This is a genomic window from Micrococcus antarcticus, assembly GCF_044872765.1.
GTDB lineage: Bacteria > Actinomycetota > Actinomycetes > Actinomycetales > Micrococcaceae > Micrococcus.
Map to the genome: position 1 here is coordinate 668,689 of NZ_CP085253.1, position 13,401 is coordinate 682,089.

The 13,401-nt window shown below is 74.5% G+C and carries 7 protein-coding genes; 5 read left to right on the forward strand and 2 right to left on the reverse strand.

Annotation, left to right across the window (positions count from 1 at the left end; translation table 11 throughout):
- Positions 1 to 8: 8 nt before the first annotated feature.
- The gene (locus LG274_RS03180; protein ID WP_404465377.1) at positions 9 to 2,738 is read right to left on the reverse strand and encodes a GNAT family N-acetyltransferase; all 2,730 of its coding nucleotides are present in this window, start codon (positions 2,736 to 2,738) and stop codon (positions 9 to 11) included.
- A gap of 48 nt (positions 2,739 to 2,786) precedes the next feature.
- On the opposite strand from LG274_RS03180, the gene LG274_RS03185 reads away from it, so the two are divergent.
- The 4 genes from LG274_RS03185 to LG274_RS03200 all read left to right on the forward strand — a co-directional run bounded on the left by LG274_RS03185 (position 2,787) and on the right by LG274_RS03200 (position 10,511).
- Entirely contained in the window at positions 2,787 to 5,387 is a 2,601-nt protein-coding gene (locus tag LG274_RS03185) for a DNA topoisomerase (ATP-hydrolyzing) subunit A (protein WP_404465379.1), read from the forward strand.
- 118 nt (positions 5,388 to 5,505) lie between these two features.
- Positions 5,506 to 6,537 carry a 3-oxoacyl-ACP synthase III gene (locus LG274_RS03190; protein WP_248115659.1) on the forward strand — a complete coding sequence of 344 codons (1,032 nt, stop codon included), beginning with the start codon at positions 5,506 to 5,508 and terminating at the stop codon, positions 6,535 to 6,537.
- A gap of 15 nt (positions 6,538 to 6,552) precedes the next feature.
- On the forward strand, positions 6,553 to 9,441 hold the full coding sequence (locus tag LG274_RS03195) for an alpha/beta fold hydrolase (RefSeq protein WP_404465381.1): 2,889 nt from the start codon (positions 6,553 to 6,555) through the stop codon (positions 9,439 to 9,441).
- Positions 9,438 to 10,511 (forward strand): NAD(P)-dependent oxidoreductase, encoded by a 1,074-nt coding sequence (locus LG274_RS03200; protein ID WP_298711208.1) that lies wholly within the window; start codon positions 9,438 to 9,440, stop codon positions 10,509 to 10,511. The genes LG274_RS03195 and LG274_RS03200 overlap by 4 nt, the downstream gene beginning before the upstream one ends.
- 208 nt (positions 10,512 to 10,719) lie before the next feature.
- On the opposite strand, the gene LG274_RS03205 is transcribed toward LG274_RS03200, so the two are convergent.
- Complete coding sequence (locus tag LG274_RS03205) at positions 10,720 to 12,816, reverse strand: DNA topoisomerase IV subunit B (RefSeq protein WP_248115662.1); 2,097 nt, start codon at positions 12,814 to 12,816, stop codon at positions 10,720 to 10,722.
- Positions 12,817 to 13,097: 281 nt separating this feature from the next.
- On the opposite strand from LG274_RS03205, the gene LG274_RS03210 reads away from it, so the two are divergent.
- Positions 13,098 to 13,298 (forward strand): hypothetical protein, encoded by a 201-nt coding sequence (locus tag LG274_RS03210; RefSeq protein WP_248115663.1) that lies wholly within the window; start codon positions 13,098 to 13,100, stop codon positions 13,296 to 13,298.
- Positions 13,299 to 13,401: the final 103 nt, after the last annotated feature.

Genomic DNA, 13,401 nt, shown 5'->3' on the forward strand with positions numbered 1-13,401 from the left:
GGCCGCGCTCAGTCACCCCGCAGCGCGCGGCGCGCGGAGTCCGTGCGCCGTGTGGCGTTGGCCACGTCCACCTCCGCCTGGAGCACGGTGACGCCCTCGGGCGAGGCCAGCACGGGAGCGAAGCGCAGGCGAGCGACCTGCGGGAGGTCGTCCTTGAGCACGCTGACTCGCCCCACGAGGTCCTCGAGGGCGGCCAGGTCCACGGCGGGCACCCCGCCCGTGGCCTCCAGCTTGGCGGCCGCGCGGGGAGCGCGCACCATGCGGGCCACGTCCCGGTCCGTCAGGGGCGGCACGCGGTGCACCCAGTCCCCCAGCAGGTCCGTGGCGTCTCCGGCGATCCCGAACGAGACGACCGGGCCCAGGAGCGGGTCCTCAAGCGCCGTGACCATGCACGCCTGCCCGGCCGGGGCCATGGACTGCACCTCCAGCTCGGTGACGCCGAAGGGCTCGAGGACGCGGCGCATCTGCTGGACGTTGCGGCGCAGGGAGTCCGCGTCCACCACGTTCAGGCGCACGCCGCCGAGGTCCAGGCGGTGGCGCAGGTGCGGGTCCACGGCCTTCACCGCCACGGGGAAGCCCAGCTCCTCGGCCGCGGCCACGGCCTCCTCCGCAGTGGAGAAGCGCACGGAGGGCAGGACGTCGATCCCGTAGTGGCCCAGCAGCTCCTGCGTCTCCTCCGGGGTGAGGCGCACGAGCTCCGTGCCCGCCGCGCGGGCCGCCGCGGCCTCCACGAGCGACTCGGCCGCGTGCAGGTCCGTGCCGGCGGGCTCGAGGGGCTCCCCCGCCTCCTCACGCCGCCAGTCCACGTAGTCGGCCAGCCGGCCGAGCACGGCCATGGCCTTCTGCGGCGAGGGGTAGAACGGCACGCCGGCCTGGAGGGAGCCCGGCTCGGCGTCGTCGGGCAGCGGCCCGGACGCACCGAGGGTGGCGGCGGAGTAGCGCGGGGAGACCACGTCCGTGAGGCACACCGCCACCGGCACGGCCGCGCCCGCGGTCATCTCCGCGAGGGCGCGGGCCAGCTCCTCGGGCTCGTCCTCACCCTGGTGCAGCCCGAGGCGGCCGACGACCACGACGGCGTCCGCCTCCGGGTGGGCGACGGCCGCGCGCACCGAGGCGACGAGCTGCTCCTCGAGCGGGGCGATGCCGTTCTCGCGGTCGCCCAGGCCCAGGGTCTCGATCACGTCGAGCCCGGCCTCGGCGGCCGCGTCGCGGGTGAGGCGGTCCAGGGCCAGGGAGTCGGCCACGAGCACCACCCTGCGGCCCGTCGGCAGCGGCTGCGAGGCCACGGCCATGAGCACGTCCAGCATGTCGTCGTGTGTGGAGGCCTCGAGGACGCCGGTCTGGTCCAGCATCGAGTCCACGGCGCCCGCGGGCGCCTGCGTGGTGCGCGTCTCGTGGCCCGGGGGCAGGAATCGGCCGGTCACGTCCGAGCGGACCACCACCACGGGCTTGGTGCGTGAGAGCCGCCGCGCGATCCGCGAGAACTTGCGCGGGTTGCCGAAGGACTCCAGGTAGACGCCCACGGCGGCGGTGTGCGGGTCGTCCTCGAAGAACTGCATGGCGTCATTGCCGGAGACGTCCGCCCGATTGCCCGCGCTCAGGGAGGTGGACACGCCGATCCCGCGCCGCTTGACGCCCGCCGAGACCATGGCCCCCACGGCGCCGGACTGGCTGAACAGGCCCACCGGGCCACGGCTCGCCAGCCCCGGCGACGGCGAGGCGTTGAGGCGCACGGCCGGATCGGTGCAGACGAGCCCGGCGGAGGCGGGGCCGATCACGCGCATGCCCTCGGCGCGAGCGCGGGAGACGAGGCGGCGCTGCGCCTCCAGGCCGGCCGCGCCGGCGTCGGCGTACCCGGAGGTGAGCACGAGCAGGCCCTTCGCGCCGATCGCGGCGGCGTCGGCGACGACGTCGTCCACCGCGTCCGCGGGCACGGCCACGACCACGAGCTCGACGGGCTCGCCGACGTCCGCGAGCGCGGCGTGCGCCTCGATGCCCTGCACCTGCTCCGCCGCGTGGTTCACCGCGTGCACCGTGCCCGTGTAGCCGGCCTCGAGGATGTGGCGCAGCACGATCGAGCCCACGGACTGCGGGTCGCGGGAGGCCCCGACGACGGCCACGGACTCGGGCGCGACGAGCTCGGCGAGGCTGCGGGCCTCGGCACGGTGCTCCCGGGACTCCACCACGGCGCGCCACCGGGCGGTCGGGTTGATGGGGAACTCGACGGCCACCACGCCGTCCTCGAAGTGGCGGGCCACCTCGAAGCCGGACTCCTGGAAGACGGAGAGCATCTTGCGGTTCTCCGGCAGGACCTCCGCCGTGAAGCGGCGGATGCCGAACTCGCGGGCCGCGACGGCCAGGTGCTCCATGAGGATGGAGCCGAGGCCGCGGCCCTGGGCGGCGTCGGAGATGTTGAACGCCACCTCGGCGGCGTCCGTGCCCGGGAAGCGGTCGTAGCGGCCGATGCCCAGGATCTGCCCTCCGCGCGTGATCACGAAGGCCACGCGGTCTCGGTGGTCCACCGTCGTGAAGCGCTCGAGGTCCTTGCGGGACAGCTCGGACTTGTACGTGAAGTACCGCAGGTAGATCGAGGCCTCGGACTGGTGGGCGTGCATGTCCTGCAGCCCGGCGGCGTCGTCGGGCGTGATGGGGCGCAGTCGCGCCGTGGCGCCGTCGCGCAGCACGACGTCGGCCTCCCAGTGGCTCGGGTATCCGCGGACGGACTCGGTGTCACCCATAGGATCAGGGTAGACAATCACCGACCCCGTGAGGATCCCCCCACCGCCATGGCCCGTTCGTCCCGCTCCCGTCCCGCCGACCCGGACGCCGCGCGTCCCCTCCCGCTGGAGCAGGAGAACATCGTCGACGTCGACGTGGCGCAGGAGATGGAGAGCTCGTTCCTCGAGTACGCGTACTCCGTGATCTACTCGCGCGCGCTCCCCGACGCCCGCGACGGCCTCAAGCCGGTGCAGCGGCGCATCCTCTTCATGATGTCCCAGATGGGCCTGCGCCCGGAGAAGGGGCACGTGAAGTCCGCGCGCGTGGTGGGCGAGGTGATGGGCAAGCTCCACCCCCACGGCGACACCGCCATCTACGACGCGATGGTTCGCCTGGCGCAGCCGTTCTCCCTGCGCCTGCCCGTGGTGGACGGGCACGGCAACTTCGGCTCCCTCGACGACGGCCCCGCGGCGCCGCGCTACACGGAGGCCCGCATGGCCCCGGCGGCGCTCGCGCTCACCGCGGACCTCGACGAGGACACCGTGGACTTCGTCCCCAACTACGACAACCAGTTCCAGCAGCCCGCGGTGCTGCCCGCGGCCTACCCGAACCTGCTGGTCAACGGCGCGGCCGGCATCGCCGTGGGCATGGCCACCAACATGGCCCCGCACAACCTGCGCGAGGTGGTGGCCGGAGCCCGGCACCTGCTGGCCCACCCGGACGCGGACCTCGACGCGCTCATGGCGCACATCCCCGGCCCGGACCTGCCCTCGGGCGGACGGATCGTGGGGCTCGAGGGCGTGCGGGACGCCTACGCCACGGGCCGCGGCTCGTTCCGCATACGGGCCGCCGTCGCCGTGGAGCAGGTCTCCCCGCGCCGCACGGGCCTCGTGGTCACGGAGCTGCCGTACGGGGTGGGCCCGGAGAAGGTCATCGAGCGCATCAAGGACGGCGTCAACGCCAAGAAGCTCGCGGGCATCGCCGACGTCGTGGACCTCACCGACCGCAAGAACGGGCTGAAGCTGGTGATCGAGCTGAAGTCCGGCTTCAACCCCCAGGCCGTGCTCGCCGCCCTCTACAGGCACACGCCGCTGGAGGAGTCCTTCGGCATCAACAACGTGGCCCTCGTGGAGGGGCAGCCGCAGACCCTGGGGCTCAAGCCGCTGCTGCAGGTGTATGTGGACCACCGCCTGGACGTGGTGCGTCGGCGCACGGCGCACCGCCTGGGGCGACGGCGGGACCGCCTCCACCTCGTGGAGGGCCTGCTGCTGGCCCTGGTGGACATCGACGAGGTCATCCAGATCATCCGCACCTCGGACGACACGGCCTCGGCCCGCGCCCGCCTCGAGCAGGTCTTCGACCTCTCGGAGGCGCAGGCCACGCACATCCTCGAGCTGCGGCTGCGCCAGCTGACCCGATTCTCCCGCATCGAGCTGGAGGCCGAGCGGGACGAGCTGGCCGACGCGATCGCCGAGCTCGAGGCCATCCTGGGCTCCGAGGCCCGGCTGCGGGACGCGGTCTCCTCCGAGCTGCAGGCCGTCGCCGACGAGTTCGGGGACGAGCGGCGCACCCAGCTCCTGGCGGCCGAGACGCTCGCCGCCCCGGCCGGCTCCCGCCGGGAGCCTTCGGCGGCCGGCGCCGCGCAGGCCGGAGCAGACCTCATGGTCCCGGACACCGCCTGCTGGGTGCTCCTGAGCACGGCGGGCAAGGTGCTGCGCACCGCGGACCGCACCCCGATCACGGCGCAGGGCCGCCGCCGCAAGCACGACGCCTTCGTCTCCGTGGTCCCGGCCACGGCCCGCGGCGAGGTGGGCGCGCTGACCTCCGCGGGGCGCGTGCACCGGCTGCAGGTGGTGGACCTCCCGGCCGCGCCCGAGTCCTCGGAGGCGCCGGCCATGGCCGCCGCGGCGGACGCGAAGACGCTCATCCCCCTCGAGCGTGGAGAGTCCCTCGTCGCCCTCGTCCCGCTCGACGCCGTCCTCGCGCTCGGCACCGCCCGCGGCGTGGTGAAGCGGGTGCGCCCTGAGTGGCCCCTGAACCGGGACGCGATGGAGGCGATCGCCCTCAAGGACGCCGACGCCGTGGTGGGCGCGGCGCCGGCCGCCGACGACGAGGACCACCTCGTGTTCCTCACGCGCTCCGGGCAGCTGCTGCGCTACCCGGCCTCGGCCGTGCGGCCCCAGGGGCCGGCGGGGGGCGGCGTGGCCGGCATGCGCGTGGCCGACGAGGACGCGGTGATCGGCTTCGGCGTCGCCCCCGCCTCGTCCGTGGCCGAGGGTGCGGGCGAGGGCGACGCCGCCGCGGCGCGGGCCGCCGTCGTGGTGACCGTGGCCGACGGCGAGGGCGACCTGCTGGGCTCGGCCCCGGGCTCCGTGAAGGTCACGCCGCTGGCCGAGTACCCGGCCAAGGGCCGCGGCACCGCGGGCGTGCGGGCCCATCGCCTGCTGCGCGGGGAGTCCGGGCTCGCGCTCGCCTGGGTCGGCCCCGCCCCCGCCCTGGCGGCCTCCCGGGCCGGCGTGGCCCGCTCGCTGCCCGTGGAGTTCGGGCGCCGGGACGGCTCGGGCGTGCCGGTGGACCAGCGGATCGAGGCGCTCGGCGCCGGGGCCTCCCCCACGCTCGTCGCCGCGGCGCCGCCCGAGGACGACGCCGTGACGGTGTCCGCTGAGTGAGAACCCCTCCCCCCGGACGCCGTGATCCCGTCAGGGCCTCCGGGGGGCTCGGCTAGAGTGACAGCCCGGCCCGTGCCAGCCACGGGCCGGATCCCCACCGCCAACAAGAACGGTCCAGGTGCCCCACGTGTCCGGCAACGCCAGCTTCGAATACTCCCGCGCCGCCCTCCTGGCGGTGACCGAGGTGGAGGCACCCCTCGAGGTGACCTCGGATGACCTCGACGAGAAGCTGAAGGACGTGCTCGCCCGGCTGAAGCTGCCCGCCTCCCTGCTGCAGCGCGTCGCCGGGGTGCGGGCCCGCCGCTTCTGGGACGAGACGCGCGACTTCCAGGAGGCCGCCGCGGACGCCGGCACCGCCGCGCTCTCGGCCGCGGGCGTCGACGCCTCGCGCGTGGGCCTGCTGATCAACACCTCCGTCACGCGCGCCACCCTCGAGCCCTCCGTGGCCGTGCGCATCCACGACCTCATGGGCCTGCCGACCTCCGCCACGAACTTCGACATCACGAACGCGTGCCTCGGGTTCGTCAACGGCCTGATGATCGCCTCCACCCTCGTGGACGCCGGACAGATCGACTACGCCGTGGTGGTGGCCGGCGAGGACTCCGGCAGGGTGCAGGAGGCCACCGTGCGGAACCTGCACGCGCAGACCACCAATCGCGGCAACTTCATGGAGCAGTTCGCCTCCCTCACCCTGGGCTGCGGAGCAGCCGCCGCCGTCGTGGGGAGCATCGAGGACCACCCGGACGCGCACCGCATCCTGCGCGGGGTCACCCGCGCCGGCACGGACCACCACGGCCTGTGCGTGGGCGACCACAACGGCATGTTCACGGACTCCACGGCGCTGCTGACCGACGGCCTCGAGCTCGTCATGGACGCGTGGAACGACACGCCGCAGGAGTGGGGCTGGCGGGACATGGACCGCTACATCACCCACCAGGTCTCCCAGCTGCACACGAACGCCATCTCCGAGGCCGCCGGCCTCGACCCCGAGCGCATCCCCCGCACGTTCCCCACCCTGGGCAACGTGGGGCCGGCCTCGCTGCCCATCACGCTGGTGCGCGAGCAGGAGCGACTCTCCGCCGGGGACCATGTCCTGTGCCTGGGCGTCGGCTCGGGCCTGAACACCGCCATGCTCGAGATCCAGTGGTGAGCTGAAGGAGCCCCCATGCCGCAGATCCCCTCCGCCCCCGCCGTCCTGCCCCCCGCCGACCGGCTCCCCGGATGGGACGCCGCATGGTCCCGCCTGGTGGAGATCCGCTCCGCCGCCGACCCCGAGGGCACCGTCCGCACCCTGCACGTGGCGGACACCGGGCCCGTCCTGGCCTCGCTCGGCGTGGAGATCGCCGGCACCGTCGTGGCCGTGCACGGCAACCCCACGTGGTCCTACCTGTGGCGCTCGCTGATGGAGGCCACGGTGCGCCGCGCACGTCAGGGCCAGCCGGCCTGGAGGGTGGTCGCCCCGGACCAGCTGGACATGGGCTTCTCCGAGCGCCTCGCCCATCCCCGGCTGCCCAGGCCCGACGATCTCGGGGCCCCGGGCGGCACGTACCGCACGCTCGGCGCGCGGATCGACGACCTCGACGCCCTCGTGCAGGCCCTCGGCCTGACGGACCTGGCCCGCACCGGCCACCCGCTGATCACGCTCGGCCACGACTGGGGCGGCGTCGTCTCGCTGGGCTGGGCGGGCCGCCACCGGGACGTGGTCTCGGGCGTGGCCACGCTGAACACCGCCGTGCACCAGCCGCCGGAGGCGGCGATCCCCGCCCCGCTGCAGGCCGCGCTGGCCGGCCCGCTGCTCCCCGGCTCCACGGTGACCACCGACGCCTTCCTGGCCGTCACCACCTCGCTCGCGAACCCGTCCCTGCCGGACGACGTCCGCGCCGCGTACCACCTGCCCTACGAGGGCGCGAACCGCCGCGGCGGCATCGGCGGCTTCGTCGCCGACATCCCCGTGGACGAGGAGCACGCCAGCCACGCCGCCCTGGCCGCGGTGTCCGACGGCGTCAGCGCCCTGGGCGCGGCGGGCACGCCCGCCCTCATCCTGTGGGGCGCCGAGGACCCGGTGTTCCTGGACCGCTACCTCGACGACCTGCGCGAGCGCCTCCCGCAGGCCCGCGTCCACCGCTACGAGGAGGCCGGCCACCTGCTCGTCGACGACCGGGACCTCACCCTCCCGATCCTCGCGTGGGCGCAGCTGCTGCACACCGGGCTCCTGGAGGATCCGGCCTCCGGCCTGCCGGGACCGGACCCGCGCGCCGCCCTCGCCGGACCCGAGCCGGGGGTCGCCCTGCTGTGGGACCACCTGCGCGACTGGGGCGCTCCGGACTCCGCGTACCGCGACTACACCGCGCTCGTGGACATGGCCGGCGCCGACACCGGCCGTTCGATCCTCGGCGGCTCGCGCCGCCCCGTGGCCGTGAGCTGGGGCGAGCTGCAGGAGATGGTGTCCGCGATCGCCTCCGGCCTGTGGGCCGCGGGCATGCGGCCGGGCGACCGCGTGGCCATGCTCGTCCCGCCCGGCCGCGACCTCTCCGCCGCGCTCTACGCCGTGCTGCGCGTCGGCGGGGTCGCCGTGGTGGCGGACCAGGGCCTGGGGATCTCCGGCATGACCCGCGCCATGAAGTCCGCGCGGCCGCGCTGGGTGATCGGGAAGACCCCGGGCCTCACGCTCGCCCGTGCACAGTCCTGGCCGGGCACCCGCCTCTCCGTCGCGCCGCTCGGCGCGGGCCAGCGGGCGCTGCTGGGAGTGGAGGGCTCGCTCTACGAGATGGTCGACCGCCATCGGGACGCCGAGGCCGGGGACGCCCGGGACGCCGCCGGCGCCGTGCTCCCGGAGCCGGAGACGTCCGCCGACGCCGCCATCCTCTTCACCTCCGGCTCCACCGGTCCAGCCAAGGGCGTGGTCTACACCCACGAGCGGCTCGGCCGCCTGGTCGCCCTGGTCCGGGACACCCTGGAGGTGCGCCCGGGATCCTCGCTGCTGGCGGCCTTCGCCCCCTTCGCCCTCCTGGGCCCCGCCCTCGGGGCCGCCTCCGTCTCCCCGGAGATGGACGTCACCAAGCCGGCCACCCTGACCGCGACGGCGCTGGCGGACGCGGCGATCGCCGGCCAGTCCACCGTGCTCTTCGCCTCCCCCGCGGCGCTGGAGAACATCGTGGCGACCGCGGGGAAGCTGAACCGGGAGCAGCGGCGGGCGCTCGGGCAGGTGCGGCTCGCGCTCTCCGCGGGCGCGCCCGTGCACCCGAACCTCCTGCGCCAGGTGGGCGCCCTTCTGCCCAACGCCCGCGTGCACACGCCCTACGGCATGACCGAGGGGCTGCTGCTCACCGACGTGGACGGGGAGACCGTGCAGGACCTGCGCCGCGCTGCGGACGAGGGCGTGTGCGTGGGCACCGCCGTCCCCACCGTGACGCTGGGCATCGCGCCCCTGCTCGAGGACGGGACCGCGGACGACGTCGTGCTCGACGCGCAGACCGGGCACGGGGTGCTCGGCGAGATCGTGGTCACCGCGCCGCACCTGAAGGAGCGCTATGACGCGCTCTGGTACACCGACCACCAGTCCAAGCGGGACGGGCTCTGGTTCCAGGACGGCCGCGTGTGGCACCGCACCGCGGACATCGGGCACTTCGACGCCGAGGGCCGCCTGTGGATCGAGGGGCGCCTGCAGCACGTGCTGACGCTCCCCGAGGGGCCGATCGGTCCGGGCGGCCCCGAGAAGGTCGTCGACGCGCTCGGCCCCGTGAAGCGCTCCGCCGTGGTGGGCGTCGGCCCGCGGGGCACGCAGGCCGTCGTCGTGGTGGTGGAGGCCGCCGTGCCCGCCACGCGCCCCGCCCGCCGCGCCGGCCACCACCGGGACGGCCGCCCCCACCAGGGCCTCGCCCCCACGTCCGTGGCCTCGGCCGTGCGCTCCGCGCTCGAGCCGCTCCCCGTGGCGGCGGTCCTCGTCGCGGATCAGATCCCCACGGACATCCGGCACAACTCCAAGATCGACCGGCCCCGGGTGGCGCGCTGGGCCGAGCGGGTGCTGGCGGGCGGCAAGGTGGGGTCGCTGTGAACCGGTTCGGCTACGACGTCGAGATCGACCCGCAGGGCATGCCCGTGCTCATGGAGCGTCTCGAGTCGCGCCGCGTGCTCGTGACCGGGGCGTCCGGCCTGCTCGGCTCCGGGGTGGCCCGCGTGCTGTCCGAGGCCGGCAACGCGGTGACCACCCTGCAGCGCCGCCCCTCGGGCGTGCCGGGGGCCGTGGACGTGTGCGGCTCGGTGACCGATCCCGCCGCCGTCGAGGAGGCCGTGACCGGTGCGGACACCGTGGTCCACGTGGCCGCCAAGGTGTCCGTCTCCGGCCCCGAGCGCGAGTTCGAGGCCGTGAACGTGGAGGGCACGCGGATCACGCTGGAGGCCGCCCGGCGGCACGGCGTGCGGCGGTTCATCCACGTCTCCTCCCCGTCCGTGGCCCACGCCGGCTCCTCCATCGTGGGCGAGGGCGCCGGGCCCGCCAGCCCCGAGCACGCTCGCGGCCCGTACGCGCGCACCAAGGCCAAGGGCGAGCTGCTGGCCCTGGCCGCGGACCGTGACGACTTCCGCGTCCTCGTGCTGCGCCCGCACCTCATGTGGGGACCCGGGGACCGGCAGCTCACGGACCGGATCGTCCAGCGCTCCCGCGCCGGCCGCATGCCGGTGCTGGGCACCGGGGCACCGCTGATCGACACGCTCTACACCGGCAACGCCGTGGAGGCCACGGTGGCCGCCGTGAGCGCCGCGGACCACACCCACGGCGAGGCGCTCGTGGTCACCAACGGGGAGCCGCGCCCCGTGGGCGAGCTCGTGCGCGGGATCGCCCTGGCCGGTGGCGCGGCGGAGCCGGCGCGCACGGTGCCCGCGGGGCTCGCGCGCCGCGCGGGGGCGCTCATCGAGAAGGCCTGGGAGCGGAACCTGTTCGGCGTGCGCTCGGCGGGCCTCGGCTCCGACGACGGCGAGCCGCCGCTCACCGAGTTCCTCGCCGAGCAGCTCTCCACGGCCCACTGGTTCGACCAGCGCCGCACGCGCGAGGTGCTCGAATGGACGCCGTCCGTCAGCATCGACGAGGGGCTCCACCGGCTCGCGCAGTACTACCGGGAGCACTGACCCCGCCCCGGCGTGGCGGCTCACCTGGCCGGACTCCCCCGGGGGACGGGGTCGGGCACCGGCTGCGGCTCGGGCGTGGTGGTGGCCGAGGCCACCCCGATGCGCCACCGCCAGGACCGCTCGCTCATCGTCGCGTTCATGTGTCCAGGCCCTCACAGGCCTGTGCGGCGATCGAGGGGAACCCGACTCCTCCCCGGAGGTGCCGGGCTCAGGCGTCGATGCGGGCGCGGTCCAGGTCGTCCGCGCCGGAGACGATGAACTCCTTGCGAGGGGCGACGGAGGAGCCCATGAGCAGGTCGAACACGCGCTCGGCGGCCTCCAGCTCGGAGATGTTCACGCGGCGCAGCATGCGGTGGCGGGGGTCCATGGTGGTCTCCGCCAACTGGTCCGCGTCCATCTCGCCGAGGCCCTTGTAGCGCTGGATGGGCTCGCGGTAGGAGCGCCCCTCCTTCTCCAGGCGGGCGAGGACCTCGCGGAGCTCCTGCTCGGAGTAGGTGTAGATGACCTCGCGCTCCTTCTGCCCGCGGGTGACCGCCTCGATCCGGTGCAGGGGCGGGACGGCGGCGAACACGCGGCCCGCCTCCACCATGGGACGCATGTACCGGAAGAAGAGGGTGAGCAGGAGGGTGCGGATGTGGGCACCGTCCACGTCCGCGTCCGTCATGAGGATGACCTTGCCGTAGCGCGCCGCGTCGATGTCGAAGCTGCGCCCGGCGCCGCCGCCCACCACCTGGATCAGGGCTGCGCACTCGGCGTTGGAGAGGATGTCCGAGACCGAGGCCTTCTGCACGTTGAGGATCTTGCCGCGGATGGGCAGCAGCGCCTGGAAGTCGGAGGACCGGGCGAGCTTGGCGGTGCCGAGGGCGGAGTCGCCCTCCACGATGAACAGCTCCGAGGAGGCGACGTCCGAGCTGCGGCAGTCCGCGAGCTTGGCCGGCATGGTGGAGGTCTCCAGCGCGTTCTTCCGCCGTTGGTTCTCCTTGTGGGTGCGCGCCGAGATGCGGGACTTCATCTCCGCCACGACCTTCTCCAGCAGCACCGCCGTCTGCTGCTTCTGCGCCCGGGCCGACGACGCCAGGCGCGCGGTGAGCTCCTTCTCCACCACCTGTGCGACGATGCGCCGCACGGCCGAGGTGCCGAGGATCTCCTTGGTCTGCCCCTCGAACTGCGGCTCGGCGAGGCGCACGGTGAGCACGGCGGTCATGCCCGCCAGCACGTCGTCCTTCTCCACCTTGTCCGTGCCGGCCTTCAGGCGGCGCGCGTTGGCCTCCACCTGGGCGCGGAGCACCTTGAGCAGCGAGGCCTCGAAGCCGGACTGGTGGGTGCCGCCCTTGGGCGTGGCGATGATGTTCACGAAGGAGCGGAACACGGTCTCGTAGCCGACGTCCCACCGCAGGGCGAGGTCCACCTCGCACGTGCGCTGGACGTCCTGCATCGCCGTCCGGCCGTCCTCGCCGAGCACCGGCACGCGCTCCTTGAACGTGCCCGAGCCCTGGATGCGCCACACGTCGGTGACGGGGGACGCGGGGGTCAGGTGCTCGACGAACTCCGAGATGCCGCCGTCGTACTGGAAGACCTCCTCCGCGGGGGCCTCCTCCCCCGCGGCGCGGCGCAGGTCCCGCACCGTGATCCGGAGCCCGGGGATCAGGTAGGCGGTCTGCCGGGCCCGAGCGCGCAGGTCCTCCGCCGAGAACTTCGCGTCCTTGATGAAGATCTGGTCGTCCGCCCAGTAGCGGACCCGCGTGCCGGTGCGGCCGCGCTTGGCCTTGCCGACGACGTCCAGCGGCGAGGCGTCCTTCGCCGGCTCGAACGGGGCCTCCGGGGAGGGCCTCGAAGCGTCCGCGAACCGGCCGGGCTCGCCCCGGCGGAAGGACATCTGGTGGACCTTCCCGCCGCGGAACACCTGCACGTCCAGACGGGAGGACAGGGCGTTCACCACGGAGGCGCCCACCCCGTGCAGGCCGCCCGAGGCGGCGTAGGAGCCGCCGCCGAACTTGCCTCCCGCGTGGAGCTTGGTGAACACCACCTCGACGCCGGTCAGGCCCGTCCTGGGCTCGACGTCCACGGGGATGCCGCGGCCTGAGTCCTCCACCTCCACGGAGCCGTCCGGATGCAGCGTGACGTCGATCGACTGGCCGAAGCCGCCGAGGGCCTCGTCCACCGAGTTGTCGATGATCTCCCACAGGCAGTGCATGAGGCCGCGGGAGTCCGTGGAGCCGATGTACATGCCTGGCCGCTTGCGCACGGCCTCAAGCCCCTCCAGCACGGAGAGGTGGCGCGCGGTGTACTCGGAGGACGCTGGCACGGGAGGCGGGCCTTTCGACGGGGATGACGCGGGGGCCGAGGCGGCGCGGCGACGGCCCGTCCAGCCTACTCGGGGGGCCGGACACGGCAGGGCGCCCTACGGGAGGCCCGCAGCGTCCGGAGACCGACGTCGACGTCGCCGATACGCGCCCAGCGAAACGGGGCGGGTCCGCGCCCCGCGCCGCGAATAACCCTGCCATCCTGGCTGTTCCATCGGACGAGTGGGGCAGCCGGCGCATCCGCCGGCTGTCAGCCCCCAGACCCGAACTCGAGGAGGACACCGTGTCCATCACCGCCCTGGCCGAGCCGGCCGCCCTCACCCGTGCCGACCGCTGCGACCGCTGCGGCGCCCAGGCCTACGTCCGCGCTGTGCTCGAGGCCGGCGGCGAGCTGCTCTTCTGCGCTCACCACGCACGTGACGTGGAGGCCGCCCTGCGCCCGAAGACCGCCGTGTGGCAGGACGAGACGTCCAGCCTGAGCTGAGCCGACCCCCGGCTGCGCTGCAGCCGAACCGAACGGCAGAGGGCCGGGGCACCATGACGGTGTCCCGGCCCTCCGCCGCGTAGGGGGACGGGCCGCGTCGGAC

Bases quoted from the DNA above. Each gene is read 5' to 3' on its own strand.
- LG274_RS03195 (WP_404465381.1), top strand. From the start codon at position 6,553: ATGCCGCAGATCCCCTCCGCCCCCGCCGTCCTGCCCCCCGCCGACCGG.
- LG274_RS03180 (WP_404465377.1), bottom strand. From the start codon at position 2,738: ATGGGTGACACCGAGTCCGTCCGCGGATACCCGAGCCACTGGGAGGCC.
- LG274_RS03185 (WP_404465379.1), top strand. From the start codon at position 2,787: ATGGCCCGTTCGTCCCGCTCCCGTCCCGCCGACCCGGACGCCGCGCGT.